This window comes from Betaproteobacteria bacterium (assembly GCA_016720855.1).
In the GTDB taxonomy this organism is placed as follows: Bacteria; Pseudomonadota; Gammaproteobacteria; order Burkholderiales; family Usitatibacteraceae; genus FEB-7.
On record JADKJU010000002.1, the window covers coordinates 823,258 to 846,161 of the forward strand.

A 22,904-nucleotide genomic window follows, 5' to 3' on the forward strand; every position below is an offset into this window, starting at 1 on the left:
CCATGGCCAGGACGGTCAACTGCATCAAGCTGAAGAAGGACGCCGAGGGCCTCGATTTCCCCCCGTATCCCGGCGAACTGGGCAAGAAGCTCTGGGAGAGCGTCTCCAAGGAGGCGTGGAAGATGTGGCTCGAGCAGCAGAAGATGCTGGTGAACGAGAACCGCCTCAATCTCGCGGACCCGAAGGCGCGCAAGTACCTCGAGGAGCAGATGCGCAGGCACTTCTTCGGCGAGGGCGCCGACGCGGTGCAGGGGTACGTGCCGAAGGGGTGAGGTGGGGAGTTAGGCAACCGGTAAACCTTGGAACACGGATGAACACGGATAAAGGCGGATGAAGCAAGATGGATTCGTGTTGTGGTTCATCGGGGCAATTCGGATAGCGCTAACGTGTCTCCCGGAAACCACGGAAAGACAGCCTTCGTTCTTCATCCGCATTTATCCGTGTTCATCCGTGTTCCAAGGTTTACCACTCGCGTAACTCGCTCGAGCCAATGAAAAAAGCCGCCCTCGAGCGGCTTTTTCTTCGCTTTCACCTCAGCGCGGCCGGTCGATGCGCCTTACCCCTTCCGGGGTGCCCAGGAGCAGGACGTCCGCCGGCCGGCGGGCGAAAAGGCCGTTCGTCACCACGCCCGGCATCTGGTTCAGCTCCGACTCGAGGGCGGCGGGATCGAGGATCGCAAGCCCATGCACGTCGAGGATCACGTTGCCGTTGTCGGTGACCACGCCCTCGCGCAGCACGGGACGCCCGCCCAGCTTCACGATCGCGCGCGCGACAAGGCTCCTTGCCATCGGGATCACCTCGACCGGCAGGGGAAATGTCCCGAGCACGGGAACGAGCTTCGAGGCATCGGCGATGCAGACGAATTGCCGGCTCGCCTGCGCCACGATCTTCTCGCGCGTGAGCGCCCCGCCGCCGCCCTTGATCATGGCCAGGTGCTCCGTCACCTCATCGGCGCCGTCCACATAGACGTCGCAGCCGTCGGTGCCGTTCAGGTCCATGACCGGGATCCCCGCTTCACGCAGCCGCTTTGCGCTCGCCTCCGAACTCGAGACCGTCCCGGTGATTCGCGCCTTGCGCGCCGCCAGCGCGGCGATGAAGTGGTTGACCGTCGAGCCGGTGCCCACGCCCACCATCATGTCGTCCTCGACGAAGGCGAGGGCCGCCTGCGCGCACAGCTTCTTGAGGCCTTCCTGATCCATGGGAGGAATCATATATTGGTATTCTTGCGGTCTGGGAGAATCATGAAGACCGACTACCTGCGCAGAATACTCACGGCCCGCGTCTATGACGTGGCCATCGAAAGCCCCCTGGAGCTCGCGCCCGCCATTTCCCGGCGTACCGGCAACCACATCCTCCTCAAGCGCGAGGACAAGCAGGCGGTCTTCTCGTTCAAGCTGCGTGGCGCCTACAACAAGATGGCGCACCTGAAGCCGGAAGTCCTGGCGCGCGGCGTGATCTGCGCGAGCGCGGGCAACCATGCCCAGGGCGTGGCGCTTGGCGCGCAGAAGCTCGGAACGAAAGCCACGATCGTGATGCCGGTCACGACCCCGCGCATCAAGGTCTCGGCGGTGGCCGCGCGCGGCGCGAAGGTGGTCCTTTTCGGCGACAGCTACCATGAGGCGGCGCAGCACGCCAAGGCGCTTGCGAAGAAGCAGGGCCTCGCGTTCGTGCACCCGTACGACGACCCCCTCGTCATCGCCGGGCAGGGCACGATCGGCATGGAGATCCTGCGCCAGCACCAGCACCCCATCGAGGCCATCTTCGTCCCGGTGGGCGGCGGCGGGCTCATCGCGGGCATCGCCTCGTACGTGAAGCGCCTGTCGCCCGCGACGAGGATCATCGGGGTGGAGCCGGTGGACTCCTGCGCGATGGCGGCCTCCCTCAAGGCCGGTCGGCGCGTGACGCTGCCGCACGTGAACATGTTCGCCGACGGCGTGGCGGTGCGGCAGGTGGGCCGGGAGACCTTCCGGCTGTGCCGCGAACTGGTCGATGAAATGGTGCTGGTCGATACCGACGAGATCTGCGCGGCCATCAAGGACATCTACGAGGACACGCGCACCGTGGTCGAGCCTTCCGGGGCGCTCGCGCTCGCGGGAGCCAAGCGCTGGCTCGCTCGGCGCCGGCTCAAGGGAAAAACGGTGGTGGCGATCGCGTGCGGCGCCAACATGAACTTCGACCGCCTGCGCTTCGTGGCCGAGCGCGCGGAGCTGGGCGAGCACCGCGAGGCCGTTCTGGCGGTGACCATCCCCGAGAAGCCGGGCAGCTTCCGGGCGCTGTGCGAGCTCCTCGGGCGGCGCAGCGTCACCGAGTTCAACTACCGCATCGCGGACGCAGCAGAGGCGCACGTCTTCATCGGCGTGTCGGTGTCCGGCCCCGAGGAAACCGAGCGTCTGATCGCGCAGCTCGACCGGGCCGGGCTGAGGGCCGTGGACCTCTCGGACAACGAGATGGCCAAGCTGCACGTGCGCCACCTTGTGGGGGGGCACGCGCCGGCGACAGCGGGGGAAAGGGTGTACCGGTTCGAGTTTCCCGAGCGGCCGGGCGCGCTCATGAACTTCCTGAAGCGCATGGGCTCGGGCTGGAACATCTCGCTCTTCCACTACCGCAACCACGGCGCGGACGTGGGGCGCGTGCTGGTGGGCCTGCAGGTGCCCGACAAGGACGGCATCGCGTTCCGCCGGTTCCTGAAGGAACTGGGCTACGACTACGCGGACGAGACGCGCAATCCCGCCTACCGGCTGTTCCTGAAGTAGGGCGCGTCCTTCAGGGCCGGGAGGCTTCCTCCCGGTCGCCTTGGGGCCATCGGCACGGGCCCCGGGCGGAAAATGTGGTGCTGTTGAGTGGACTCGAACCACCGACCTACTGATTACGAAGTAGGTGACCCGAACTCCACGCCAGCCATGATTCTACGGGCGAATCGAGGGCACCGAAAGCGCGATTTTCAGAAAAATGGAAGGGAGAGATCGCGCCCGCATTCACTCTTGCGCCCGGTGGGTTCTGAAAGCCCTACGCGCCCTTGATCTTGGGGTTCGGCCGCAGCTGCACGACGCCTCGGCGGTAGACGCGGCGGGTCGTCGCCTGGGTCGCGTGCCCCCCGAAGTCGGCGCCGTCCTGGCCGGCGCGCCACGCGTCCGTGATCGCCCGGGCCCGCAGGTCGTGGAAGTGCACGTCGAGGGCGCGCACGGTGTATGCCATTTGGCATACATCCGGAGTCTCGATCCCCTGCGCCTTGAGCCGCGCCCGCGCCACGCGAGCCTTCGCCCTGCGCACCATCGCCTGGAAGCCGCCCGAGCTGTAGGGCTGGCCGGACGGGCCCGAGACGAACATGTACGGGCTCGCGATCTTCTTGTAGCCCGGGAGGTCGCGGTCCCGGATCATCGTCCGGCGCTTGAGCGCCGCGGCGCGCGCGAGGACCTCGGCGAGCTCGTCCGTGCGCTCGAAGAGCTGCTTTCGGCGCGCCTGGCCGCGCTTCACCTTCGCTGGGACCACCATGAGGCCGGCGGCCGTCCAGTCCGCCTCCATGATCCGCAGCAGGTCGCCCGCACGGCTCCCGATCATCGTGGCGAGGTCCATGAGGCACCGGAGGACGGGGCTCGCGGCCGCGTAGAGGTCGAGGAAGAGCTGGTCGTCGGGGAGCTGCTCGCGCGGGACCTCGGGGTTGCGCTGGGCGCCACGGCAGGGGTTGTACTCGGTGAGGCCGCATTCCTTCGCGAAGCGGAAGACTGAGCCCAGGACGGCCGCGTCGCGGTTGCCCTGGGGGCCCTTCCCGGCGTCTTCGGCCCCCCGGAGGTGCTGGGACACGTCCATCGTGCGGAAGAAGCCGCCACGGGCCGCCTCTGCCTCGCTGCGGGCGTATTTCCGGTCGCCGTGGGCCGCCCGGAGCTTCTTCACGATGCGCTTGTACTCGCGCTGGGTCCGCGGGGCGTACTTGGGGCGCGGTTCCCCCCGCACGTGCACCACGCGGGGCAGCTCGTCCTCCTCGAAGCGCTCGAGGAGCTCGGCGATGGTGCCGGCGGCCGGGGGCTCGTGGTCACGGAAGCCGAAGATCTCGGCCCAGCGCTTCCGGGCGGCCTCGGCATCCCGCCCGCAGGCGACCGAGGACTTCCCGCCCAGCCGGCGACGCCCTTCCTCGTCGAAGGCCTTCAGGTAGAACCGACCGGCGGCGTCCTTGTAGAGGCCCCGGGGGAGGTCCTTGTTGCGGCTGCGGGGTCGTCCCATGGGTCGCATAGGCTACCCCGCCGCGGTCTCCGGCGCCACGAGCGCGCGGATGCTGGTTAGGATCTCGGCGTGCTCCCGAACGGCCCTGGCGCGCTCCTCGGTGAGCTCGTAGGTGGTCCAGCGGTGGCCGCAGCGGGCGCACTTCCGGCGCCGGCGAATGCAGGCGTCCTGCTCGACGGTCGAGATCACCCCGTGGTCCTCGGAGCTGCAGATCACGCACTTCACCGCGGGCGCTCCCGGATGCCCGCGATGCGGAACACGCCCTGCACCTGCGCGCCCAGCTCGCCGTCCAGGACCGCAGCTCCACGCCGCCCCTCGACCATCACGGTGCCGTCGCGCATGAGGTAGGCGCGCGCCCAGGCCGCGCCGTCATCGAGCGGGTCGCCGGTCGGCGGCGCCTCGCGAGGCCGGAATCGCCCCTTGACGCTGAGCAGGCGCACGGTGCGGTGCGGCAGGGAGGCGAGGGTAGTCACGCGTTCGCGATCGCGAGGAGCACGTCGGCGTGGCACGGCTTGTCGAGCGGGCACCAGCAGGCGAGGTTCTTGCCGTGCAGGAATGTCCGCACCTCACACACTTTTCCAGGCATCGTCAGGATCATGTGCCGGTGCGCCGCTACAACCTGCTCGATGCTTTCGAGGGTGGCGACCGCCATCCAACTCGGTGCGGGCATCCCAATCGCGTAGCAGTTGCCCCAATGGCTGGGCCGCGCCACGCTCACCGCGTTCTCGGGCATCTTCCAGCCCTTGCGGCGGGAGAGCTGGATGCGCTGAGGCTTCATCGCGGGCTCGTTCACTTCGCGCCCCTTGCCGCGTCAATGGCGGCGTCGGTGACGCGGAGCAGCTCGGAGAACGCCAAGTGAACGTCGGGGATGTTTCGGTGCCATGTCGTGTTCTGCTCCCGCGTCCACCGCCGCGGGCAAAGCGCCTCCCGCAACGCATTGCGCTCGGCCTCCGCTGCGGCGAGGTCACGCTGCAACTCGTCGCGTGTCATCGCGATTTCCTGTCCGCTGATCAACTTCCAGCACGGAACGCACACCATGCCGTTGATCGTGTTCCCCTGCTGATGCTCCCCTTTGGGGGGCGCGGCGAAGTGGACAACGCGGGCAACGGGGGTGTCGCAAACGCCGCAGTACCCTCTGCCGAACGGCAAGTCGTGGACTTCATGCAGCACGAATGAATTGGCCAACAAGGCTTTAAGCGCACCCGTCCTCGGCGTGTCGCTCATTTCGCTTTCCACCGTTTGTTCCACGCGATGCGGGCCGCGTCCTTCGCCCACTTACCGTTGTGGAGTCGCGCGTTCTCAAACATCGGGCCTTCTGCGCCGCACTCGGAGCATATGACCCGGTGCATCTCGTGCCACAGGCGATCGAGTGCTGGGCCATCTTCACTCCCGCAAAACGGGCATGGCGCAAGCCCCTCGCGTTCGCTCATTTCGCCTCCACGAATCGGATCATGTGCGGCTCGCCTTCCTTGCGCTCGATCTCGCCAGCGCGGTCGAGTAGGGCGATGCAGCCGGTAAAGTAATCATCGTTAGGGACCGTGCCGCCGGTGCCGTCGATGGTCTCGGATGTATCCCACCACCCATCGCCTTCCCAGAGACACTCGCTATCGACCAACGCTCGCAGGCTACCAAGCCCCTCCTCCGCGAGGTCGGCGAGGAGCGCGCATGAGGACGGGGATAGCGTGACCCCCCCGCCGTTGCGCATCATGGCAATCAGCTCGCGCGCCATCACTTCGGGAACCCCTTCGCGATCTCCGGCTTCTTGTCGGAGACGGGCTTGATGAGCGGCACGATCTGCACGATGGGCTTCTCCGGCTTCGCCGGCGCGGCCACCTTCGCCTTGGCCTTGTCCGCAGCCTTCAACCCCCGCTCGATCACCTTCCGGTCCACCTTGTAGAGCTTCGCGATCACCGCGCGATCCTCGTCTTTGTCGTAGACCTGGCCCACGATGCAGTCGAAAAGCACGGCCTCGAGCTCGCGGCGGGTCGCCTTCCCAAAGTCGAGGTCCGCCGTGAAGTCAGCCACCTCGCCGTCGATGTCGTACAGGTCATAGGCGTCTCTCACGACCTGGGCGAATGCTTCGTCCGTGAGCCCCTCCTCGAGGATCGCCTCCCGGATCGCCTTGTGCCAGGCAACCTCCACCCGCCGCTGGAACTCGCGGTCGTCAGCCTGCGCCTTGCCCGCGGTCGGCGCGGACCGGTCCTTGTCCTTGGCGGCCCACTTACAGCCAGCCTTCACCAGTGCCTCGCGGGCGTCCGTTTCCTTCACCAGCCGCACCCACTCGCCGCGGTGCGTCGGGTGCTCGACCAGCGTCACCGGCGGCAGCGCCTTGCCCAGGCGCTTCGAGAGCGGCAGTCGCTCCGGGTCTCCGCGCATGGATTCGCTCGTGCGCAGGTAGCCGCGCGGCGAGCTGTACTCGTGGGGAAAGACCTTCTTTGCGTCCTTCCCGGTGAGCACGATGAAGCCCTTCGCGCGCTTCGCCTCCGCGTCCTGGGCGACGTGGGCCTCGGTCTTCGCCTCGAAGCACGCTGGGTCGGTGCAGGTGTCGCCGCTCTTCACGTCGTCGAAGAGGTCCGGGGCGTTGCCAGTGCGCTTGGGGCACTCGGCGCAGGCCGGGCCGATGGGCTGGGCGGAGGTCTTCCCTGCGAAGTAGGGCACACGCACGTCGAATGGCGCCTGGGCAAGCGCGAGCATGTACCGGCGCGCGATCTCTTCGCGGACCCTGGCGAGCGTCATGGGGTACGGACCGCCGGCGATCTTGAAGATCTCGACCTGCTGCGCATCGGGGAAGCGCGCGATGAGGAGCGCCCTCGACACGTCGATCTCCCCGGCCTCCAGAGCCTCGCGCGCCTTCGGCACGAGCCCCGTGAGGCGCATGCGCTGGTAGACGTAGCTCTTCGACTTGCCCACCTTGGCGGCGATCTCCTCGGCGCTGTAGCGGGTGCCGTCGGCGTGCGTGCAGGCGAGAAGGGCGGCGTAGCCGTCGGCCTCCTCGAGCGGCGCCAGGTCCGCGCGCTGGAGGTTCTCGATCACCTGGATCTCGAGCGCCTCGCCGTCCGAGAGCGTTCGCACGACGGCGGGGATTTCGTCGAGGCCCGCGGCCTTGGCAGCGCGGAACCTGCGCTCACCGGCGACGACCTCGTGGGTGATGGGCTTGCCCTTGCCGTCGATTGGCCTGGCGAGGATGGGCTGCAGGACGCCATGCTTGCGGATCGACTCCGCCAGCTCGTCGATCGCGGCCTGGTCGAAGTGCTTGCGCGGGTTCGTCTTCGATGCGCGCAGGCGGGAAATCAGGATGCTTCCGGGGGTGGTCATGGGGTGCGGCCTCCTAGCCGAAGTGCTTGTTGTGCAGGTCGACGAGCCAGTCCAGCTGCTTGTCGGACAACTGGCTGACGCTGCCCTGGTCACGGATGGCGACCATGCGGGACACGAAGTCGGCCTCGCGGATGGTGAGGTCGCGGGTGTGCAGCAGCCCGGATAGCTTCTCGATCATGGTCTGGGTGGAGACGGTGACGGTCAAATCATCGCTCCCCGTTCAATCTTCGTTACCGCCTTCTCCATTTCGATCATTGCGAACCCATTGGCGGAGGTCAGGGTTCTCCCGGAAGACAAGGCCACAGCCTTCATCCTGGTATCGGCCTGCAAGGCTTCGACGATCCGCGTAGCCGCATTGAGGGCGACCCTTGCGTTGTCGAGGTCGATCTCGTTGTTGATGCTGGCAGACATCACGCTGGACAACAGCGCCACGAGGCCGCGCATATCGGTCGGCGCTTCCGTCTTCCTATCGGCGAATCCGAGTTTTGCCATTTTGTAGAACCCCTTCAGTTTCGGTTATGAGGATGATTGCGGCGCGCGTTTGCGCACAGCCTTCAGACATCGACTTTTGCACGCTCCTTTTTCTCAGTGCCAGTTCCCGATGAGCTACTGCCAGATGAACACCGGGGAGGTGAATCGGGTGCTGTGGACGTATGCGGCCTTCGACAAATTCCGCGAATCCAATTCCGGCGGCGCCATCGTTGAGTACATAACGACATTGAAGGTGATAGCGCTTGCAAAAGATGCCCAGGAACTTGCCGATGTCGCATGCGAGAAGCTGCCCCTGCATGTATCTGCGCAGCGCCCTACCGGCAAGCTGTTCAATGAAGGCCGATCGCCGGATGCGATAGCAATGTCCATAAGTCAGTAGATGCGTGATGCGAGAACCATCACACTTCCCCACGACCCTTCTGAGAAAGGCGAACAGCGGTATGCCCTCCCGTCGCCAGACGGGCACTGTTTTCACAACTCCACGATGCATTACCGGGATCATGCTAGGTTCGTTTCCAGGCGCGGCAGCCGGCGCGCCTCGTGTCAGTGGGTTGCGCGAGCCCCATGCGCTGCAGCTCGGGCATGCGCCGCGCGATGGCGACGTGGTCGAGCCCGGTGCGCTGGGCCAGTTCCTTGATCGTGAGCGCCCCCTCCAGCGCCGCGAGAATGCGGGTGCGGTGCCCGTCGGCGAACGACGCGGCGCGCTTCGCGGCCTCGTGGCTCGTCTCCGGGTCGCGGCGACGCGCCATGGGCATGGGCAGGACGAGGGTGAGCTGGACGGCCACGGCTAGAACGGGATGTCGTCTTCCATGTCATCGAACGCCGTGCCTGCAGCGCGTGGGTCGCCCTTCGGCTTCTCGGGCGCCTCGCGCCGCTCGCCCTCGGGCTTCGAGCCGAGCATCTGCATGCGGTCGAGCACGATCTCCGTGGAGTAGCGGTCCTGGCCGTCCTTGTCCTGCCACTTTCGCGTCTGCATCCGGCCCTGCACGAAGACTTGGGAGCCCTTCCGGAGGTACTCGATGCAGATCTCCGCGAGCTTGCCAAAGACCGCGCAGCGGACCCACTCGCAGCCCTCCTTGTCCTTCGATTTCCAGCCACACGCGACGGAGAAATTGGCGACGGCCGAGCCGTCCTGCAGGTAGCGCGACTCAGGGTCCTTTCCCAAGCGGCCGATAAAAGAGCATGAATTGAGGTCGTTGGCCATGGTCAGTCGATCCGCACGCGGTAGGACTGGATGAGCTGCGCGCCGGGGATCTCGAGCCCGGCCTTGAGCGCCTCGGAGAGCGCCTTCTTGTCCGGCTCAGCCTGCGGAGGCGGCGGCGGCTCGGGCACGCGCATGAACTCCGCCGGGAGCGACAGAATGTCCGTGATGTTCACCGCCGGCGGGTTCTTCACCAGGAGGACGCGCATGTCGCCGTGCTTGGCCTCCTTCACGCCCGCCCGCATGAGCTGCGTGGCGAGATAAGCCTTGAGACCGTCGGCGACCGTCTGCGCGCGCTTGGAGCGGGCCTGCAACTCCTTCGCGCGGGCGCCCAAGAGCGCGGCCTCGTCCTCGACGTTGCGCACGAACGCCGCGACGCTGGTGGCCTTGACCTCGAGGTCTCCCTTGAGGGAGTCGAGGGTGTCGGTGACGACCTCGGCGGGGAGGTCCTCGCGCGCGGCCAGATCGCGCAGCGCGATAAGGTAGTCGTCGGTGACGCTGTAGAGAGTCACGCCGGTGCCGGGCGCGTTCATGCCGCCGCCTTCTCGGTGATGCCCAGGGCCTTCTTGCGGGCGTCCTTGGCAGCGACCACGAGGTTCGTGAGCATCGGCAAGCCGAAAGCGTGGATCTCGCTGTAGGCACGTTTGTATCGGTGCACGAGGGTGTCCTCGTCGCCGGCCTCCTCGATGGAGGCGCACCAATCGGCCGTCTTCGTCTCCTGCTCGGCGGTGGGCTTCGTTGCCGGTTTGGCCTCCGGGGGCGGTTGTCGCGTGGAGGCGCCGCGTTCGCGCTGCGCGGCCGTGGCCTTCTCGCCATCGTCGTCCTCGGAAGCCATCCCGAGGAGCGCCTGCGCGCCGTAGCGCCGGCCGTAGGTGATGGCCGAGCCGATCTCTTGTGGCGTGGCGCCGTTCGGCAGCGGCATCGCGAGCGTCTCGCCGATCCACTCGCCGGACTCGTGGATGATCTGGGTCTCGATCTCGACGGCCGAGCCGGTGTCGGCGATCCGCGCGCCCTGCATCAGCGCGAGCTTCTGCTCGGCGAGGACCGGGCGGGCGATCTGGAGCGTGTCCGGGAGCGTGGCGTAGCTGTAGTTGTATTTCCCTCCTGACTTGGTCGCCACCTGCGCGGTCTCGCTCTTGGTCACGTCCTCGATCTTGGCGAGGGCGACGACGAGCGCCGGGGCGATCTTCGTGATGCTCTGCGACGTCTTCATTCGTGGTTCTCCTGGGTGGTGGGCGGCTCGGCCGGCCGCTCGGTGGATTCCCGCTGGCCGTCGTCCTCGGCGGGGGTGAAGAATGCGTCGCGCTCGGGGTTCACTTGCGGCCCCGCAGGTTCAGGCGCTGCACGTCGGCATCGCTGGCGATCTCCGCGAGCCGCACCTGCGCCTCCGCGGGCGTGCGCGCGTCGATCACAAAGGTGAGGCGGGGGAGGGCGCGTGCCGAGCGTTCGGCCGCAAGCTGCGCCTGTGCGTCCTCGCGGGCTGCGCGCTCCATGTCGAGCTGGTCCTGGCAGTCGAACGCCGAGACGGCCAGGAAGCACCCGACGAGGGCTACCAACTGCGCGGCGCGGATCGCGTCCTGGCGGTGGGTGATCCACCACACGCGCAGGCGCCCGCGATTCAGCCCCCGGATGCGCGGGCTCATCGCCGGTCCTCCAGCACTGCCTCCGCATCCATGGTGTGGCAGGTGAGGACGTAGTCGATCGCGTGCTCGACCAGGCGCTTCCCGATCTCGGCGCAGCGCTCCTCGAACGTGGGCAGCCCGTGCGCGTTCATCGCGGCCGTGAGGTCCGCGTAGATGCCCGTGACCATGTAGGGCGTCTCGGTGAACGGCTCGGCGCGAGCGTGGCCCGCCCAGGTCGCGTAGAGCTGTGCGGCGACGGCGCCGCGATGGAGGTCTTCGAGGAGATCCTCGAAGCTGATGTCGTCGAGTTCGCGGGCGAGGACCTTGCGGGCTGCGACCTTCCGGCGCCAGGCGCCCTCCTCGTGCGTGGTCTGGCCGCGCTCTGAGTCGATCCGGGCGATGGCCTCGGGCAGGAAGTCCCGCTCGGGCCGGGAAAGTCGCCCGGACTGCTCGCCGCCGGAGACCGCTTCGCTCTCTTCCCGCAGATCCATCATCGTTCCCTCCTGGAAGGCCCCATTGGTGGGCCGTGTAAGCAATCTTACCGAAGTCTCCGATAATGTCAAGCATACTTACCATGCAGGCGAAAATAGCCCCGCCAGCGGGCGGGGGTGTGGTGTATCTGGGACGCTACAAGCCGCCGAAAGACGTGCTGGGGCTGACGAAAGGCATTGCTGAGGGGGGAACCTGCGGTTTACAGTTCAGTCATAGGAGACCGGCACCCCCACCAGGGCCCCCAAGAGGGCAGGGGAGGCCGGACGGCCCGGGAGAGCCGTGCAACACCATGAGAGCGGGAACCATGAGCACCAAGGTGAAATCAGGAAGCAAGCCGGCGCCCAAGCGCAGGGGCGCAACCGCCGTCCACGCGACGGACGGCAAGAAACACGTGATCGGGATTGACGCGCTGCGCGTACTCATCCTCGAAGACGAGGGCGGGTACTTCGCCCAAGGGCTCGAGATCGACTATGCCGCGTCCGGAGAGTCCGTCGACGAGGTCAAGCAGAACTTCTCGCAGGGCCTCATGCTCACCATGGATGAGCACCTGAAGATGCACGGCCACCTGGAGAAATTCCTCGTGCCGGCGCCCGCCGAGGCATGGAAGGAGTTGTTCCACCCGCCTGCTGGGACCGTGAAGGCGAAGTTTTCGTGTGTGCGCCTGGTCGACATCGAGCGTAAGGTCGCGAAGCCGCGGGCCGCCTCGCGGATCTCCGCGCTATTTCCGTTTGGGAACTTGGCATTCATCGAGCCGCAACGGGCCGCGGCTTGATCGATTGTGGCCGGAACCAACGGAGCTGAGGAGGGCAGCGTAACCATCGAGACCGTCCTAGCCGTGCTCGGGACATGCCTCACCGGGAGCGCGACATCGCACTCCTGGGATGGAGCGAATCTGATCATCGTGAAGGACGGCGTGCCGGATGTGGTCCAGCTTGGGACACGCGTGCGCCGCAAGATGTTGCAGTGGATCTCGAAGCGCTACGGGATCAACATCGAGTTCTTCTACCACCCTCATATGTGCGCGCCGGGATCAGGCACCGCGCAGTAGCTGCCCGGCACAACGCTGCTGACGCAGCTACCTGCCGCCCGTCCACCTAGAGAAATCACACCTTTCGGCGATGGACTGAGGCAGCACGGCATTCAGGCAGTCGCCCGCTTCACTCTCGTAAACCGTCGAGTCCAGCGGCTCTGTCCGCGTCGGGCAGCGGTTCGCGGCCATGACGCCCAGCGTCAGCGAAATTGAATGGAGCTCCGCAATTCGACGCAGCTGCCGGTTCGACTCGCGTGACGTGCTGTCGTCCATCTTGCCTCGCACGTGGTCCATCTCGATCTTCTTTAGTGACATCTCTATCTGTCCATTGAGCTGTGCGCACCTCCCGTCGATGGAGGCTGCCGGCTTCGTCGATTGTGCGTTGGCGTGAATCGACCCCCCGAGCAGGATAGCCGCGCACCATGCACTCTTGACGATCACTTGAGCGCCATCCCGAGAGCCCCCAGAAACAGGGCAACGGCGAATGCGATCGCGCCGATGAGGAGTGCCGCCGGGATAGCGGCAAGAGTCAGCTTGACGAGCAGCGTGACCATCTGCCCGAATGAAATGTCGATATCCACGACCTTCACCAAGACGGGAAGCAAATCAGCCGGAGGCGCTGGGCGAGGTGTTGGTGTGGTGTTTTGATCGGTCATCGCATTACCTCCCATTCAGGATCCGTCACCACGACCCCTCATCCGGATCACGTGGCTCTATTGTAGATATTCCGCGCGGCACGATAGCGGAGACGAAATGCATCGCCTTCACCTCATCGAACGAAAGCGTGAGCTGGTTGTGCCTCTGGTTGATTGAGCCGAGCGCGATCCCTCCGCCTCGGCGCCACAGCAACTGCTTCACCATCTTTCGGCCGTCGTGGCACGAAACCATGACATCGTCGCCTGGTTGCACCTGCCGATTCGGCTCCATGACGATTATTTCGCCTGGGCGAATTCTGGGCTGCATCGAATCGCCCCGGACGAGCAGGGCGTACGCATTCTTGTCTCGCGTTGGCCAAGGGACGTATCCATCGCCGTGCCCCACTGGGAAATCAGCGTCGCTAAAGTGACCATCATGCTCCGGGCTCGCAAGCGCGTAGCCGACGATGGGCACGTCGACCGCTGCGAGCGCCGAGGTCGCCGCCGTCGCGGCGCCGCGATCGACGTTCTCGCCATACAGGAGGGTCTTCGGGTCCACGCCCAATAACTCGGCAGCACTCAGCAGGTTTGCAGGCTTCATCCCCTTGGACTCGCCGCTCTCGAGCTGAGAAACAGCGCTTCGCGAAATGCCGAGGTGCTTGGCCAGAGAAGAAACGGATACCTGCTTCTCCTCGCGAAGTCGTTTCAGCCTCTCCCCGAATGTCTCGATCATTCCCATTGGTGTAAGGCTACTTACTCCTGCGGTTAGGATGCTTGACGGCTGGCCGGTAAGTATGCTTATCATAGCGGCCATGAAGAAGTCCGAAGCCTTGGCCCATTTCGACGGCAGCGTTGCAAAGCTCGCGGAGGCACTGGGAATTTCGCGCCCGGCCGTCTACCTGTGGCCTGACGAGCAGATCCCAGAGCTGCGCGCGTTCCAGATCGCGAAGATCGTGGCCGAGCGCGGGGCGATCCCGGAATCGGACGACTGCAAGGTGAGGGCGGCATGAGCATGCAGCGCAAGGTGCCCCGCGCGGAGACAGCCGACAAGCTCAACGACGCGCGGCCGGTGACACGGCCAGCCGACGAGGTTGCCTATTGGCCACGCAGCGATGGGGAGCACCTGATGGTCAGGATGATGCGCGACGCCTTCGCCGCAGAGCGCGCAGCCATGACCGCAGATCGTGATGCCGGCCTGGCCCCCTTCAACTTGGGGGCCGCCTCGGCATTGTGGAGGCTCCTCGGCGAGGAGGCCGGGCGCAGGGCTACGAAATCTGCAGCCGCGCTACTTGTTGCGAGCAATCCCAGTTCTGCGCGTAGACGTGGACCGCGCCATGGAGGCGGCTCTTGAGGGCCATCCTTCCGCCCGCGCGCTCGTCCCATTCCAGGATGTCGCCGACTTTGAGCTCCATCCACGAAACGAGTTCGAAGATGGCGTACCCCCGCCCGCGCAGCTGACCATGAACATGCCTCTCCGCTCGTTGATGCCGGCGATGGTTCCGGTCTCCAAGGCTTTCTCCAGAACTCCGGGCCCGCGATGACCCCGATCGACGCAGCCTATCACGTCGTACACGACCACCCGGGTGGCGCCAAGGCGCTCGCTCCCCGGCTCGGCAAGAGCTTCGGGCACCTGTGCCACGAGGTCCGTCCGAGCCCTGACTCGACGGCGAAACTCGGCCTGGTCGACGCCCTCAAGATTTCTGAGCTCACGGGCGATCACCGAATCCTCATGGCGTTCGCCGAGTCGCTCGGCTACCGCTGCGTGCGCGTGGAGATCCCGCGCGCTCGCGGGGCGCTCCTCGAGGCAGTGAGTCGTTTCGCTCGAGAAACCGGCGAGGCGCTCGTTGCGATGCACGAGGCCATCGAGGACGGCCGCATCACCGAGAACGAGGTCCAGAAGTTCGAGCGCCAGGTCGCCGACATTGCGCCGGCGGCGCTCGCCCTCGCGGAGCGCATGCGTGAAGCCGAGCGCCACCCACGCATCGCGAGGGCGGCATGAACCAGGTCGAATTCCTCGTCCCGTTCGCCAAGCCCCATGGCAAGGCGCGGCCGCGGGTCACCTCGCGCGGAACGTTCACGCCGGCCGCCACGCGCACGGCGGAGCGCAAGGTGGCAACGCATGCCCAGCTCGCGATGCGTGGCAGGAAGCCCTTCCAGGGGCCTGTGGTGGCCACGATCGACGCCTTCTTCCCGATCCCGCCGAGCTGGCCGAAGTGGCGCCAGGCGGCTGCACTCGCCAACACGGTGGCGCCCACGGTGCGCCCGGACTGCGACAACGCGGCGAAGCTCGCCCTGGACGCGTGCAACGGCGTGGTCTTTGACGACGACTCGCAGGTCGTGTCCCTCCTGGTCAGGAAGCTCTACGCGGCGCATGGCGGCCTGCGGGTGTCGGTCTCCGAGATCCCCACGAAGGAAGGATGATGGCTGGCAACTGGATCAAGATGGGAGTGGGGCTCCGTACGCATCCCAAGGTCGTCAGAATGGCGTCCGCGCTGAAAGCGGACAGGTTGCGCGTGATCGGCGGCCTGCATGCCGTATGGTCGATATTCGATGCGCACACTGCAGACGGATTGCTCGAGGGCTACACCAGCCAGGCAATCGATGAAGATCTGGGGTGGCGCGGGTTCGCGGACGCCATGCGCGCCGTCGGCTGGCTCATCGCCAGCGATGACGGTCTTCGCGTCCCCGAGTACACCGAGCACAACGGCGCCACCGCGAAGCGACGAGCCATGGAGACGTCTCGCAAGGGGCGCTCCCGCAATCCGTCCGCTATCGATGCGCCTAAATGCTACGCAAATGTCCCGCAAGAATTCGGACAAATGTTCGCATCCAATGCGGACAAAGTGCGGAACAGAGAAGAGAAGAGTAGAGAAGATCTTACCAAGGAAGCTGACGCTTCCTTGGACCCGGTAGTTCTGGGTGGGGGTGCAGTACAAACCCCTGAAAAACTCCCTGCTGTAACCGACGGAGTATCCGCGCGCGAGCCTCCGACGCGTGCCGTCTGGGAGGCGTACTCCGCGGCCTACGAGGTGCGCTACGGTCAGCCGCCGGTGCGCAATGCTCGGGTCGCGGGCCAGCTCGCGGCGTTCCTGAAGCGCGTCCCAGCTGCCGAGGCGCCAGGTATCGCGGCGTGGTTCGTCCGGTCGAACAAGGCGTTCTACACCGCGAAGGGGCACCCGGTATCGCTGCTCCTGGCTGACGCGGAGGCGCTGCGCACGGACTGGGCAACTCGTGCCCAGCGCACGGAAACCGAGGCCCGCCAGGGCGACAGGACGCAGGCCACCGGGAACGTGTTCAACAAGCTCATCGAGGAGTTCCATGGACCCCAGCCGCCAGTTGCTTGAGGCGATCGCCATAACGGCCGAGCTGACCGGGACGCAGCTGTCGGCTGGTGCCGCCTGCGTGTTCGCGGCCGACTTGTCGGCCTACCCAGAGCACCAGGTTCTCGGGGCGCTCGTGCGCTGCCGGCGCGAGGTCAAGGGTCGGCTCTCGCTCGCCGATGTGATCAGCCGCCTGGACGATGGCCGCCCTGGTCCCGAGGAAGCCTGGGCGATGATCCCCAAGGACGAAGCCGGAAGCGTCGTCTGGACGGACGAGATGGCGCAGGCCTTCGGCGTCGCCAGCCCGCTCATGGAAGAGCCCATCCAAGCTCGCATGGCGTTCTTGGAGGCATACCGGGACCGTGTGCGCATCGCCCGCGACCAGGGGAGCCCTGTGCGCTGGACGCCATCGCTTGGGCATGACCCCGCTGGCCGCGAGGTGGCGCTCGCTGATGCCGTGCACCACGGCAGGCTGAGCGCAGCGCACGCCCAGGCACTCTTGCCGCATTCCGCCGATCCGGGTGTGCGTGCCCACCTGGAATCGATGGTCGCAACGCTCGCGATAGCGAAGGCCGCATGAGCCTCAACGCCGCCGAGTTCACCGGCTTCACCGCACCGCCGCCACCCAAGCGCCGCGGCCGGCGCGTCACCCCCATGGGCCCCGACGAGGCCCCGACCACCCAGGAGACCACCATGCCCACAGGCGTCTACGTGAGGAAGCCAAAGGCCGCGAAGGCGGTCGAGAAACAGGAAGCCGTGAAGGCCAAGAAACCGGCCGCCAAGGTGCGCAAGACGACCCGGGCCGCCCGCGCCACCAAGGCGACCCGAAAGTCTCCCCTCAAGCCCGCCAGCGCCCCGCGTTTCGGCGTGTTCGATGACGGAACGATCGAGCTGCGCCTACCTGGCTGCACCGGGACCATCGGGACCGACGACGCGAAAGAGCTCGTCGGGTTCATGCGTCTGATCGGCATCGAGGCCTGATGGAGCGCGCGATCGTCCTCCTCGACGAGGCCCGTCGGGCCCGTGCGGTGGAGGCCATCGCCGCCTGCCGCGTGGGTGGCGCTACCCCGCTCGAGGTCGTGATCCGCCCCAAGCGCAAGCCCAAGACCCTCGACCAGCTGGCCCTGTACTGGGTGCTGTGCACCGAGATCGGCGCCGCCATCGGCTACGCCAAGGACGAGATGAGCGAGGTCTTCGTCGAGAAGTACGTGCCACCGATCGCTCGCGTGCTCCCAAGCGGGGAGACCGTGCTCGTGAAGAAAACCCCCTCCAAGTGGTCCAAGGCCGAGGCGAGCCAGATCATCGACCACATGCTGCGCTTCGCGGCCGAGGAGGGGATCGAAACCCACCACCCAGGAGACCTCCAATGAACGACCACACCGAAGCCGCCACGCTGCAGCTGCCCGAAGGGCACGCCGTAGAACTCGCCCGCGAGACCCTCGGGCGCGACCTCCTCGAGGCGCTGATCATGGAGATCCGCCTCATGCCCGACGTGTGGGAGAAGCTCGGCCAAGAGGCCCAGGACGACGTGCTCGACCGCCTCCGGAACCGCGTGCGCGACCTCACGCGCCAGGCCGTGGGCCTCATCGTCTCCAGCGAGCGCACGGTGCTCGCCGCAACCGTCGAGAGCGTCACCTTCAAGGACGGCATCAAGGCCACCCTCAAGATCGCGAAGACCGCTCGCGGCCGGCACGACCTGGCCGACCAGAAAGGCGCCGACGTGGTCGTCGTGATCGCCGACCCCGGCGAGTACCTGCAGGGCATGGACGCGGTCCGCGGGGAGGACGAGCAGCTCACCCTGCAGGGGATCGACAAGGCCACCGGGGAGATCATCGCCCGAGTGCAGGCAGCCGACGCTCAAGGCGGCGCCGACGCGCAGTTCGACGAGCGCCTCCGGAAGGCTCGCGGCGGGGAGAAGTAACACCGGCGGCCTTCGGGCCGCAGTTCACATTGGAGGGGAAGGGTGGAGAAAAGCGTGATTCCGGAGTCCATGGCCATCGTGGTCGACGCCATCGGCGTCTCGGCCACGATCTCGGTGATTCAGGTCTTCTCGGGCACCAGGCTCTACGTCCCGATGCCCGAGAACATGGGCGACGAGCACCCCATCTGCAGGCTGCTGGGACGGCCGCTGGCCGAGAAGCTCTGCTCCGCCGTCCGCGGCGACTACTTGGCCGTGCCTGTCTTCCGCCCCCTCATTCGCGAGGAGCTCGAGCGCGACATCACGGGCCGGGCCCGCGCCGGCGAGAGCTACGCCTCCATCGCGCGCAGCCACCGGATGAGCGAGCGGGCCGTCAGCGACGTCGTGAAGCGGGCGAGGGAGCGGGCGTGACCACACCCAGGAAGCCGCCCGGCGAGAAACAGAAACGCGCGAAAACTCAGATCGGAGGCGGCAAGCCGGGGCCTGGTCGACCGAAGGGGCTGCCCAACAAGGTCACCACCGAGGCTCGGGAGATCTTCAAGGGCATCGTGGAGAGGAACGCCGGAAAGGTGGAGGCGTGGCTCGCAGAGGTGGCCAAGGAGAACCCCGCCAAGGCGACCGAGCTCTTCCTGAAGCTCGCGGAGTTCAACATCCCGAAGCTCACGAGGATGGAGGTGCCCGCCGGCGAGGGTGGCGCGGCCATCATCCAGTTCATCCGGGTCCCGAAGTCGATCGAGGTCGACTGATGCTGGTGCGCCTGCGCCGTCCTGGCGGCCTCGAGGTCACGCTGCGCGTTCGGGACGAGCACCTGCAGGCGGTCCTCGACCGCGCCTGGCGCGAGTTCGGCGACCCCGGGAAGGTCGAGCAAATCCCGGCGCCGCGGATTGAGCCGAAGCCCGAGCCGATTCGCCGGAGGCGCTGGGCGTGATGCACCGGGACAGGCGGCTCCTCGACTCGGCCAACGGGAAACCCTGCGCTGGGTGCGGGCGCAACGACGGCACCGTGGTGGCCGCGCACTCGAACGACTTGGCGCACGGCAAGGGGGTGGGCCACAGGGCGCACGACATCTTCCACGCCCGCCTGTGCCACGCATGCCACGACTTCGTGGACGGCCGCCGCAAGGACGAGCCGACGGGGCTCTATCCTGCGACGCGTGATGGGCGCCGTGAGTGCTGGCGCCGCGCCTTCGACAGAACAATCCTCGCGCTCGCCATGGAGGGCCGGATCGGTTCCACGTGAAGCGCGTGATCGAGCTGCCCGAGCTGCACCCCGGGCAGCGGCGCATCCGGCGGGCCATGAAGCGCTTCAACGTCGCCAGAATGGGCCGGCGGTGGGGGAAGACCACCTTCGGCCTGGACTACCTGGTCGGTGGAGAGGAGGGCGAGCGCGGGCTGGCGGCTGGCTTTCCCTGCGGGTGGTTTGCACCCACCCACAAGGTGCTCGCGGACGGCTGGCGCGAGTCGAAGGCGATCTTGAGCCCCATCATCGTCGCCAAGGAAGAGCGGGACCACCGGCTGGAGCTCGCGACGGGGGGGTCGCTCGAGTTCTGGACCCTCGACATCGACGACCCGGCCCGCGGCCGCAAGTACGGCCGGATCTTCGTGGACGAGGCAGCCCAGGTCCGAAACCTCAAGGACAAGTGGGAGCAGGCCATCCGGCCGACCCTCACGGACTACCGCGGCGAGGCCCTCTTCGGCTCCACGCCGAAGGGCAAGAACTTCTTCCACGAGCTTGACCAGAGGAGCCTCACCCGGGAGAACTGGGCGAGCTTCCACGCCCCGAGCCACGAGAATCCGCACCTGCCGGCCGACGAACTCGAGGAGGCGCGCGGCGACCTCCCGGAGCTCGTCTACCGTCAGGAGTACCTCGGTGAGTACGTCGACTTCGCCGGCGTCGTGGTGCGTCCGGAGTTCCTTCAGCATGGACTGCCGGAGGGGGAATTCCCGATAGTGATCGGCGTCGATCTTGCGATCTCCCTCAAGGACGAGGCCGCCTACACCGCCATGGTCGCGATGTGCCGTGACCGCCCGCTCGGGCGGGTATTCATCCTGGGAGCCCTGCGCTTCCGCGCGACGTTCAACACGATCGTCGAGCAGATCATCGCGTTCGCCGCGTCGATCTCCGCAGAATTCGGGGGGCGAGCGGTGACCGTCCTGGTCGAGGAGGTCCAGTTCCAGGCCGCCGTGGTCCAGGAGCTGCTGCGGCGCTCGAAACTGATCGTTCGTGGCGTGAGGCCGGATAAGGACAAGCTCACGCGGTTCCTGCCGCTCGCGGCCCGATACGAGCAACGCATGGTCTACCACGCGCCCACGCTCCCGGCCTACTTCGCCCAGGAGATCCTCGCGCTCCCGGTCCCTGACTTCTGGGACCAGATCGACGCTTCGAGCATCGCCTACGCGGGCCTGCCCGCCTCGACCGCAGCCGTGGCGAGCGCCGGCCGGAGGACCTTCTGATGGCCGAAGTCACGAACCTCAAGGGCAAGGCGGTGCGCAGCGGGCCGCTCTTCTCCGAGCAGGCGGTCGACCCGCTCCTCAAGTGGATGACCACGGTCTCGGACCCGGACGAGGCGCTCCGGAAGGCCGGGATCACGCGCCCGTCGCTTCGCGTGTGCCTGTCGGACGCCGACATCACGGCGGCCTTCGACACGCGCAAGGAGGCGCTGCTCGCGACGCCGTGGCGCCTGGAGGCCCCCGAGACGGCTGCGCGCGACTTCGTGTGGTCCGAGCTGGAGGACTGGCTCGAGCCGATGGTCCGGTGCGTCTTCAACAGCCTGCCGTTCGGCTACTCGGTGGGCGAGCTCGTCTTCGAGGCGAAGGCCCGGGGGGTCGGGATCAACCGATTCTACGAGAAGCAGTTCGAATGGTTCCGCCCGCAGCAGGATGGCACGCTGCTGTGGGTCCCGACTGATCGGCCGCAGGGCGTCCCGGTCTCGCCGGAGAAGTACGTCGTCACGGTGAGGGAGCCCTCGTACCGCAACCCCTACGGCGAGGCGCTGCTGTCGCGGCTCTACTGGCCGTGGTTCTTCCGCACGCAGGGCTGGCGCTTCTGGGCGAAGTGGCTGGAGCGCTTCGGCTCTCCGCTCCTTGTGGGGAAGACCAGCGGGGACGCGCAGGCGATGGCCACGGCGCTCGCCCGCGCCGTGCAGGACGCCGCCGTCGCGGTGGGCAATGGCGATGAGGTCGAGGCGGTCGAGCAGGGCAGCGGATCCTCGCACTTCGAGGCCTTCGACCGGGCCGTCGTGTCCATGTTCCAGCGGTTGATCCTTGGCCAGACGCTCACCTCGGACGTGGGGACCAACGGCAGCGGCTCGCGGGCCTTGGGCCAGGTGCACAACGAGGTCCGAATGGACCGGCGCAACGCCGACATCCGGCTCACTCGGCGCTCGGTGCAGCGCGTGGTCGACACCCTCTGGAGGCTGAACGGCTTCGCGGGAGAGCCGCCCGAATTCTGCATGGAGGACGACACCGGGCTGGAGGCCGAGCGGGCGCAGCGCGACGCGGCGCTCGTGAACGCGAAGATCCTGAAGCTCACGCCCCAGTACCTCTCCCGGGTCTACGACTTCGAGGAGGGAGATTTCGAGGTGCCGGAGCAGGCCGAGCCATCCGCTGGGCCCGACGCGAAGGACCAACCGGAAGATCCCGATGCCGAGCCTGTGCAGGCGGCCGGTGGGCCGCGCCAGACGCGCTTCACGCCCGGCCAGCAGGCCGTCGATGACGAGGTCACGCGAGTCCTGCGTGGGGTGCGCTCGCCCATCTCCCCGGAGGCGATCCGCGCGGCGATCGATGAGGCGGTGAGCGCCGAGGACCTGTCGATCCGGCTCGCCGCCATGTGGGGCGACGCGGACACCGACGCCTTCCAGATGGTGCTCGCACGCGCGATGTTCGCGGCGGACATGACCGGCTTCGCCCACGCCGGGGGGGCGCCTCGCGAGGCCCAGGCGCCGGTGAGGCAAGAGATCGACCTGAAACTCACGCTCGGCCAGGAGCCGACGACGACCCGCATTCGCAAGGATGGCGACGGATGGATTGCCGAGAAAGGTAGCGCATGACGATGCAACGAAGTGTCGCGGTGAACAACGCGCGGCTCGACGCGGTAGAGACCACCGTTGGGACCGCCCCGAAGCTGCGCATCTACTCGGGGGCGCAACCCGCGAACTGCGCGGCAGCGCGCACCGGGACGCTCCTGTGCGAGATCACGCTGCCCTCAGACTGGATGGCTGCTGCTGCCGCCGCCGTGAAGGCGAAGGCCGGAACGTGGAGTGGTACGGGCGCAGCTGCAGGGACGGCCGGGCACTACGCGATCATGGATACCGCCGGGACCAACTGCCACGAGCAGGGATCGGTCACCGCGACCGGTGGCGGCGGCGACATGACGGTGGACAACACGTCGATCGCCATCGGCCAGGCGGTCACGGTGAACACCTTCCAGTGGACCGCGGGGAACCAATAATGAATGTCACCAGGAAGATGGAATACGCGGTGCAGGCCCTGCGCTCGATCGCGGAGCACGACGACGCGCCGATCGGGGAGGTCAAGTCGGCGCTGGAGACCCTGAAGAAGCACGCGGACGCCATGCTCGCGCAGGCGGTGAAGCGGCGTGCTGCGAAGAAGGTGAGCTGAGATGGCCGGCCCCGTCGCCGCCTTTGCGCAGCACTAGCGGGA

Annotated in this window: 42 protein-coding genes; 21 read left to right on the top strand and 21 right to left on the bottom strand. The window is 67.0% G+C overall.

Annotated features, from left to right (window positions below):
* Nucleotides 1–2: 2 nt before the first annotated feature.
* Nucleotides 3–272: an oxidative damage protection protein gene (locus IPP91_11040; protein ID MBL0142607.1), complete on the top strand. Its 270-nt coding sequence runs from the start codon at nucleotides 3–5 to the stop codon at nucleotides 270–272.
* A gap of 261 nt (nucleotides 273–533) precedes the next feature.
* Here IPP91_11040 and rpiA read toward each other — a convergent pair whose 3' ends face one another.
* A complete protein-coding gene (gene rpiA, locus IPP91_11045; GenBank protein MBL0142608.1) occupies nucleotides 534–1,199 on the bottom strand; it encodes a ribose-5-phosphate isomerase RpiA in 666 nt (221 codons plus the stop codon).
* Nucleotides 1,200–1,241: 42 nt separating this feature from the next.
* On the opposite strand from rpiA, the gene ilvA reads away from it, so the two are divergent.
* Nucleotides 1,242–2,753: a threonine ammonia-lyase, biosynthetic gene (ilvA, locus tag IPP91_11050; GenBank protein MBL0142609.1), complete on the top strand. Its 1,512-nt coding sequence runs from the start codon at nucleotides 1,242–1,244 to the stop codon at nucleotides 2,751–2,753.
* A gap of 253 nt (nucleotides 2,754–3,006) precedes the next feature.
* On the opposite strand, the gene IPP91_11055 is transcribed toward ilvA, so the two are convergent.
* The 10 genes from IPP91_11055 to IPP91_11100 are packed head-to-tail and all read right to left on the bottom strand — an operon-like array spanning nucleotide 3,007 to nucleotide 8,025.
* Entirely contained in the window at nucleotides 3,007–4,218 is a 1,212-nt protein-coding gene (locus IPP91_11055; GenBank protein ID MBL0142610.1) for a hypothetical protein, read from the bottom strand.
* Nucleotides 4,219–4,230: 12 nt separating this feature from the next.
* Nucleotides 4,231–4,443 (bottom strand): hypothetical protein, encoded by a 213-nt coding sequence (locus IPP91_11060; GenBank protein ID MBL0142611.1) that lies wholly within the window; start codon nucleotides 4,441–4,443, stop codon nucleotides 4,231–4,233.
* Nucleotides 4,440–4,691, bottom strand: coding sequence for a hypothetical protein (locus IPP91_11065; GenBank protein MBL0142612.1), 252 nt, complete (start codon nucleotides 4,689–4,691; stop codon nucleotides 4,440–4,442). Before IPP91_11065 ends, IPP91_11060 begins: the two co-directional genes overlap by 4 nt.
* Nucleotides 4,688–4,996, bottom strand: coding sequence for a DUF4326 domain-containing protein (locus IPP91_11070; GenBank protein ID MBL0142613.1), 309 nt, complete (start codon nucleotides 4,994–4,996; stop codon nucleotides 4,688–4,690). The genes IPP91_11065 and IPP91_11070 overlap by 4 nt, the downstream gene beginning before the upstream one ends.
* An 11-nt stretch (nucleotides 4,997–5,007) precedes the next feature.
* Nucleotides 5,008–5,442 carry a hypothetical protein gene (locus IPP91_11075; protein MBL0142614.1) on the bottom strand — a complete coding sequence of 145 codons (435 nt, stop codon included), beginning with the start codon at nucleotides 5,440–5,442 and terminating at the stop codon, nucleotides 5,008–5,010.
* The gene (locus tag IPP91_11080) at nucleotides 5,439–5,648 is read right to left on the bottom strand and encodes a Lar family restriction alleviation protein (protein MBL0142615.1); all 210 of its coding nucleotides are present in this window, start codon (nucleotides 5,646–5,648) and stop codon (nucleotides 5,439–5,441) included. The genes IPP91_11075 and IPP91_11080 overlap by 4 nt, the downstream gene beginning before the upstream one ends.
* Nucleotides 5,645–5,947 carry a hypothetical protein gene (locus IPP91_11085; protein ID MBL0142616.1) on the bottom strand — a complete coding sequence of 101 codons (303 nt, stop codon included), beginning with the start codon at nucleotides 5,945–5,947 and terminating at the stop codon, nucleotides 5,645–5,647. The genes IPP91_11080 and IPP91_11085 overlap by 4 nt, the downstream gene beginning before the upstream one ends.
* A complete protein-coding gene (locus tag IPP91_11090; GenBank protein MBL0142617.1) occupies nucleotides 5,947–7,533 on the bottom strand; it encodes a ParB/RepB/Spo0J family partition protein in 1,587 nt (528 codons plus the stop codon). Before IPP91_11090 ends, IPP91_11085 begins: the two co-directional genes overlap by 1 nt.
* Before the next feature lie 13 nt (nucleotides 7,534–7,546).
* On the bottom strand, nucleotides 7,547–7,711 hold the full coding sequence (locus tag IPP91_11095; GenBank protein MBL0142618.1) for a hypothetical protein: 165 nt from the start codon (nucleotides 7,709–7,711) through the stop codon (nucleotides 7,547–7,549).
* Nucleotides 7,712–7,734: 23 nt separating this feature from the next.
* Nucleotides 7,735–8,025 (bottom strand): hypothetical protein, encoded by a 291-nt coding sequence (locus IPP91_11100; GenBank protein ID MBL0142619.1) that lies wholly within the window; start codon nucleotides 8,023–8,025, stop codon nucleotides 7,735–7,737.
* Between the two features lie 109 nt (nucleotides 8,026–8,134).
* On the opposite strand from IPP91_11100, the gene IPP91_11105 reads away from it, so the two are divergent.
* On the top strand, nucleotides 8,135–8,404 hold the full coding sequence (locus tag IPP91_11105) for a hypothetical protein (protein ID MBL0142620.1): 270 nt from the start codon (nucleotides 8,135–8,137) through the stop codon (nucleotides 8,402–8,404).
* Nucleotides 8,405–8,528: 124 nt separating this feature from the next.
* On the opposite strand, the gene IPP91_11110 is transcribed toward IPP91_11105, so the two are convergent.
* From IPP91_11110 to IPP91_11135, 6 genes are all read right to left on the bottom strand, one after another.
* Nucleotides 8,529–8,810, bottom strand: a complete 282-nt coding sequence (locus tag IPP91_11110) for a winged helix-turn-helix domain-containing protein (GenBank protein MBL0142621.1) — start codon at nucleotides 8,808–8,810, stop codon at nucleotides 8,529–8,531.
* 2 nt (nucleotides 8,811–8,812) lie between these two features.
* Entirely contained in the window at nucleotides 8,813–9,229 is a 417-nt protein-coding gene (gene ssb, locus IPP91_11115) for a single-stranded DNA-binding protein (protein ID MBL0142622.1), read from the bottom strand.
* 2 nt (nucleotides 9,230–9,231) lie between these two features.
* Nucleotides 9,232–9,759, bottom strand: a complete 528-nt coding sequence (locus tag IPP91_11120; protein MBL0142623.1) for a siphovirus Gp157 family protein — start codon at nucleotides 9,757–9,759, stop codon at nucleotides 9,232–9,234.
* Nucleotides 9,756–10,439 carry an ERF family protein gene (locus IPP91_11125; GenBank protein MBL0142624.1) on the bottom strand — a complete coding sequence of 228 codons (684 nt, stop codon included), beginning with the start codon at nucleotides 10,437–10,439 and terminating at the stop codon, nucleotides 9,756–9,758. Before IPP91_11125 ends, IPP91_11120 begins: the two co-directional genes overlap by 4 nt.
* Nucleotides 10,440–10,539: 100 nt before the next feature.
* Nucleotides 10,540–10,869: a hypothetical protein gene (locus IPP91_11130; protein ID MBL0142625.1), complete on the bottom strand. Its 330-nt coding sequence runs from the start codon at nucleotides 10,867–10,869 to the stop codon at nucleotides 10,540–10,542.
* The gene (locus tag IPP91_11135) at nucleotides 10,866–11,339 is read right to left on the bottom strand and encodes a hypothetical protein (GenBank protein ID MBL0142626.1); all 474 of its coding nucleotides are present in this window, start codon (nucleotides 11,337–11,339) and stop codon (nucleotides 10,866–10,868) included. Before IPP91_11135 ends, IPP91_11130 begins: the two co-directional genes overlap by 4 nt.
* 305 nt (nucleotides 11,340–11,644) lie before the next feature.
* Between IPP91_11135 and IPP91_11140 the strand changes: the two genes are divergently transcribed.
* Complete coding sequence (locus IPP91_11140) at nucleotides 11,645–12,112, top strand: hypothetical protein (GenBank protein MBL0142627.1); 468 nt, start codon at nucleotides 11,645–11,647, stop codon at nucleotides 12,110–12,112.
* 63 nt (nucleotides 12,113–12,175) lie between these two features.
* Nucleotides 12,176–12,388 (top strand): hypothetical protein, encoded by a 213-nt coding sequence (locus IPP91_11145; protein ID MBL0142628.1) that lies wholly within the window; start codon nucleotides 12,176–12,178, stop codon nucleotides 12,386–12,388.
* Between the two features lie 27 nt (nucleotides 12,389–12,415).
* Here the strand turns inward: IPP91_11145 and IPP91_11150 are convergent, their stop codons facing one another.
* The 3 genes from IPP91_11150 to IPP91_11160 form a co-directional block, all read right to left on the bottom strand.
* Complete coding sequence (locus tag IPP91_11150) at nucleotides 12,416–12,685, bottom strand: hypothetical protein (GenBank protein MBL0142629.1); 270 nt, start codon at nucleotides 12,683–12,685, stop codon at nucleotides 12,416–12,418.
* A 122-nt stretch (nucleotides 12,686–12,807) separates the two neighbouring features.
* Complete coding sequence (locus IPP91_11155) at nucleotides 12,808–13,026, bottom strand: hypothetical protein (GenBank protein MBL0142630.1); 219 nt, start codon at nucleotides 13,024–13,026, stop codon at nucleotides 12,808–12,810.
* Nucleotides 13,027–13,051: 25 nt separating this feature from the next.
* Nucleotides 13,052–13,738, bottom strand: coding sequence for a helix-turn-helix transcriptional regulator (locus tag IPP91_11160; protein MBL0142631.1), 687 nt, complete (start codon nucleotides 13,736–13,738; stop codon nucleotides 13,052–13,054).
* Between the two features lie 79 nt (nucleotides 13,739–13,817).
* Here IPP91_11160 and IPP91_11165 point away from each other — a divergent pair, with 79 nt between their 5' ends.
* A complete protein-coding gene (locus tag IPP91_11165) occupies nucleotides 13,818–14,015 on the top strand; it encodes a hypothetical protein (protein MBL0142632.1) in 198 nt (65 codons plus the stop codon).
* 255 nt (nucleotides 14,016–14,270) lie between these two features.
* Here the strand turns inward: IPP91_11165 and IPP91_11170 are convergent, their stop codons facing one another.
* Entirely contained in the window at nucleotides 14,271–14,417 is a 147-nt protein-coding gene (locus tag IPP91_11170; GenBank protein ID MBL0142633.1) for a hypothetical protein, read from the bottom strand.
* A gap of 125 nt (nucleotides 14,418–14,542) precedes the next feature.
* Here IPP91_11170 and IPP91_11175 point away from each other — a divergent pair, with 125 nt between their 5' ends.
* Genes IPP91_11175 through IPP91_11245 form a run of 15 tightly spaced genes read left to right on the top strand, consistent with a single transcriptional unit; the run spans nucleotide 14,543 to nucleotide 22,862 of the window.
* The gene (locus IPP91_11175; protein ID MBL0142634.1) at nucleotides 14,543–15,004 is read left to right on the top strand and encodes a hypothetical protein; all 462 of its coding nucleotides are present in this window, start codon (nucleotides 14,543–14,545) and stop codon (nucleotides 15,002–15,004) included.
* Nucleotides 15,001–15,426: a RusA family crossover junction endodeoxyribonuclease gene (locus tag IPP91_11180; protein ID MBL0142635.1), complete on the top strand. Its 426-nt coding sequence runs from the start codon at nucleotides 15,001–15,003 to the stop codon at nucleotides 15,424–15,426. Before IPP91_11175 ends, IPP91_11180 begins: the two co-directional genes overlap by 4 nt.
* Nucleotides 15,426–16,349, top strand: a complete 924-nt coding sequence (locus tag IPP91_11185) for a hypothetical protein (protein MBL0142636.1) — start codon at nucleotides 15,426–15,428, stop codon at nucleotides 16,347–16,349. Before IPP91_11180 ends, IPP91_11185 begins: the two co-directional genes overlap by 1 nt.
* On the top strand, nucleotides 16,324–16,905 hold the full coding sequence (locus IPP91_11190; GenBank protein ID MBL0142637.1) for a hypothetical protein: 582 nt from the start codon (nucleotides 16,324–16,326) through the stop codon (nucleotides 16,903–16,905). Before IPP91_11185 ends, IPP91_11190 begins: the two co-directional genes overlap by 26 nt.
* A complete protein-coding gene (locus IPP91_11195; GenBank protein ID MBL0142638.1) occupies nucleotides 16,902–17,306 on the top strand; it encodes a hypothetical protein in 405 nt (134 codons plus the stop codon). The genes IPP91_11190 and IPP91_11195 overlap by 4 nt, the downstream gene beginning before the upstream one ends.
* A complete protein-coding gene (locus tag IPP91_11200; GenBank protein MBL0142639.1) occupies nucleotides 17,306–17,695 on the top strand; it encodes a recombination protein NinB in 390 nt (129 codons plus the stop codon). The genes IPP91_11195 and IPP91_11200 overlap by 1 nt, the downstream gene beginning before the upstream one ends.
* Entirely contained in the window at nucleotides 17,692–18,246 is a 555-nt protein-coding gene (locus tag IPP91_11205) for a hypothetical protein (GenBank protein ID MBL0142640.1), read from the top strand. Before IPP91_11200 ends, IPP91_11205 begins: the two co-directional genes overlap by 4 nt.
* Nucleotides 18,247–18,300: 54 nt before the next feature.
* On the top strand, nucleotides 18,301–18,654 hold the full coding sequence (locus IPP91_11210) for a hypothetical protein (protein MBL0142641.1): 354 nt from the start codon (nucleotides 18,301–18,303) through the stop codon (nucleotides 18,652–18,654).
* The gene (locus IPP91_11215; protein MBL0142642.1) at nucleotides 18,651–18,989 is read left to right on the top strand and encodes a hypothetical protein; all 339 of its coding nucleotides are present in this window, start codon (nucleotides 18,651–18,653) and stop codon (nucleotides 18,987–18,989) included. The genes IPP91_11210 and IPP91_11215 overlap by 4 nt, the downstream gene beginning before the upstream one ends.
* Nucleotides 18,989–19,171, top strand: coding sequence for a hypothetical protein (locus IPP91_11220; protein ID MBL0142643.1), 183 nt, complete (start codon nucleotides 18,989–18,991; stop codon nucleotides 19,169–19,171). Before IPP91_11215 ends, IPP91_11220 begins: the two co-directional genes overlap by 1 nt.
* A complete protein-coding gene (locus IPP91_11225) occupies nucleotides 19,171–19,482 on the top strand; it encodes a DUF1364 family protein (GenBank protein MBL0142644.1) in 312 nt (103 codons plus the stop codon). Before IPP91_11220 ends, IPP91_11225 begins: the two co-directional genes overlap by 1 nt.
* Nucleotides 19,479–20,696 (top strand): hypothetical protein, encoded by a 1,218-nt coding sequence (locus tag IPP91_11230; protein ID MBL0142645.1) that lies wholly within the window; start codon nucleotides 19,479–19,481, stop codon nucleotides 20,694–20,696. Before IPP91_11225 ends, IPP91_11230 begins: the two co-directional genes overlap by 4 nt.
* Nucleotides 20,696–22,291 (top strand): DUF935 family protein, encoded by a 1,596-nt coding sequence (locus tag IPP91_11235; GenBank protein ID MBL0142646.1) that lies wholly within the window; start codon nucleotides 20,696–20,698, stop codon nucleotides 22,289–22,291. The genes IPP91_11230 and IPP91_11235 overlap by 1 nt, the downstream gene beginning before the upstream one ends.
* Nucleotides 22,288–22,692 (top strand): hypothetical protein, encoded by a 405-nt coding sequence (locus IPP91_11240; GenBank protein MBL0142647.1) that lies wholly within the window; start codon nucleotides 22,288–22,290, stop codon nucleotides 22,690–22,692. Before IPP91_11235 ends, IPP91_11240 begins: the two co-directional genes overlap by 4 nt.
* The gene (locus tag IPP91_11245; protein MBL0142648.1) at nucleotides 22,692–22,862 is read left to right on the top strand and encodes a hypothetical protein; all 171 of its coding nucleotides are present in this window, start codon (nucleotides 22,692–22,694) and stop codon (nucleotides 22,860–22,862) included. The genes IPP91_11240 and IPP91_11245 overlap by 1 nt, the downstream gene beginning before the upstream one ends.
* Nucleotides 22,863–22,904: the final 42 nt, after the last annotated feature.

Bases quoted from the DNA above. Each gene is read 5' to 3' on its own strand.
- IPP91_11080 (MBL0142615.1), bottom strand. From the start codon at position 5,648: ATGAGCGAACGCGAGGGGCTTGCGCCATGCCCGTTTTGCGGGAGTGAA.
- IPP91_11180 (MBL0142635.1), top strand. From the start codon at position 15,001: ATGAACCAGGTCGAATTCCTCGTCCCGTTCGCCAAGCCCCATGGCAAG.
- IPP91_11240 (MBL0142647.1), top strand. From the start codon at position 22,288: ATGACGATGCAACGAAGTGTCGCGGTGAACAACGCGCGGCTCGACGCG.
- IPP91_11095 (MBL0142618.1), bottom strand. From the start codon at position 7,711: ATGATCGAGAAGCTATCCGGGCTGCTGCACACCCGCGACCTCACCATC.
- IPP91_11085 (MBL0142616.1), bottom strand. From the start codon at position 5,947: ATGGCGCGCGAGCTGATTGCCATGATGCGCAACGGCGGGGGGGTCACG.
- IPP91_11100 (MBL0142619.1), bottom strand. From the start codon at position 8,025: ATGGCAAAACTCGGATTCGCCGATAGGAAGACGGAAGCGCCGACCGAT.
- IPP91_11125 (MBL0142624.1), bottom strand. From the start codon at position 10,439: ATGAAGACGTCGCAGAGCATCACGAAGATCGCCCCGGCGCTCGTCGTC.
- IPP91_11170 (MBL0142633.1), bottom strand. From the start codon at position 14,417: ATGGAGCTCAAAGTCGGCGACATCCTGGAATGGGACGAGCGCGCGGGC.
- IPP91_11200 (MBL0142639.1), top strand. From the start codon at position 17,306: ATGGAGCGCGCGATCGTCCTCCTCGACGAGGCCCGTCGGGCCCGTGCG.
- ssb (MBL0142622.1), bottom strand. From the start codon at position 9,229: ATGGCCAACGACCTCAATTCATGCTCTTTTATCGGCCGCTTGGGAAAG.
- IPP91_11140 (MBL0142627.1), top strand. From the start codon at position 11,645: ATGAGCACCAAGGTGAAATCAGGAAGCAAGCCGGCGCCCAAGCGCAGG.
- ilvA (MBL0142609.1), top strand. From the start codon at position 1,242: ATGAAGACCGACTACCTGCGCAGAATACTCACGGCCCGCGTCTATGAC.
- IPP91_11105 (MBL0142620.1), top strand. From the start codon at position 8,135: ATGAGCTACTGCCAGATGAACACCGGGGAGGTGAATCGGGTGCTGTGG.
- IPP91_11185 (MBL0142636.1), top strand. From the start codon at position 15,426: ATGGCTGGCAACTGGATCAAGATGGGAGTGGGGCTCCGTACGCATCCC.
- IPP91_11120 (MBL0142623.1), bottom strand. From the start codon at position 9,759: ATGAACGCGCCCGGCACCGGCGTGACTCTCTACAGCGTCACCGACGAC.
- IPP91_11155 (MBL0142630.1), bottom strand. From the start codon at position 13,026: ATGACCGATCAAAACACCACACCAACACCTCGCCCAGCGCCTCCGGCT.
- rpiA (MBL0142608.1), bottom strand. From the start codon at position 1,199: ATGGATCAGGAAGGCCTCAAGAAGCTGTGCGCGCAGGCGGCCCTCGCC.
- IPP91_11245 (MBL0142648.1), top strand. From the start codon at position 22,692: ATGAATGTCACCAGGAAGATGGAATACGCGGTGCAGGCCCTGCGCTCG.
- IPP91_11195 (MBL0142638.1), top strand. From the start codon at position 16,902: ATGAGCCTCAACGCCGCCGAGTTCACCGGCTTCACCGCACCGCCGCCA.
- IPP91_11205 (MBL0142640.1), top strand. From the start codon at position 17,692: ATGAACGACCACACCGAAGCCGCCACGCTGCAGCTGCCCGAAGGGCAC.
- IPP91_11235 (MBL0142646.1), top strand. From the start codon at position 20,696: ATGGCCGAAGTCACGAACCTCAAGGGCAAGGCGGTGCGCAGCGGGCCG.
- IPP91_11225 (MBL0142644.1), top strand. From the start codon at position 19,171: ATGCACCGGGACAGGCGGCTCCTCGACTCGGCCAACGGGAAACCCTGC.
- IPP91_11150 (MBL0142629.1), bottom strand. From the start codon at position 12,685: ATGTCACTAAAGAAGATCGAGATGGACCACGTGCGAGGCAAGATGGAC.
- IPP91_11130 (MBL0142625.1), bottom strand. From the start codon at position 10,869: ATGAGCCCGCGCATCCGGGGGCTGAATCGCGGGCGCCTGCGCGTGTGG.
- IPP91_11160 (MBL0142631.1), bottom strand. From the start codon at position 13,738: ATGATCGAGACATTCGGGGAGAGGCTGAAACGACTTCGCGAGGAGAAG.
- IPP91_11175 (MBL0142634.1), top strand. From the start codon at position 14,543: ATGACCCCGATCGACGCAGCCTATCACGTCGTACACGACCACCCGGGT.
- IPP91_11055 (MBL0142610.1), bottom strand. From the start codon at position 4,218: ATGGGACGACCCCGCAGCCGCAACAAGGACCTCCCCCGGGGCCTCTAC.
- IPP91_11075 (MBL0142614.1), bottom strand. From the start codon at position 5,442: ATGAGCGACACGCCGAGGACGGGTGCGCTTAAAGCCTTGTTGGCCAAT.
- IPP91_11190 (MBL0142637.1), top strand. From the start codon at position 16,324: ATGGACCCCAGCCGCCAGTTGCTTGAGGCGATCGCCATAACGGCCGAG.
- IPP91_11135 (MBL0142626.1), bottom strand. From the start codon at position 11,339: ATGGATCTGCGGGAAGAGAGCGAAGCGGTCTCCGGCGGCGAGCAGTCC.
- IPP91_11165 (MBL0142632.1), top strand. From the start codon at position 13,818: ATGAAGAAGTCCGAAGCCTTGGCCCATTTCGACGGCAGCGTTGCAAAG.
- IPP91_11090 (MBL0142617.1), bottom strand. From the start codon at position 7,533: ATGACCACCCCCGGAAGCATCCTGATTTCCCGCCTGCGCGCATCGAAG.
- IPP91_11220 (MBL0142643.1), top strand. From the start codon at position 18,989: ATGCTGGTGCGCCTGCGCCGTCCTGGCGGCCTCGAGGTCACGCTGCGC.
- IPP91_11070 (MBL0142613.1), bottom strand. From the start codon at position 4,996: ATGAAGCCTCAGCGCATCCAGCTCTCCCGCCGCAAGGGCTGGAAGATG.
- IPP91_11040 (MBL0142607.1), top strand. From the start codon at position 3: ATGGCCAGGACGGTCAACTGCATCAAGCTGAAGAAGGACGCCGAGGGC.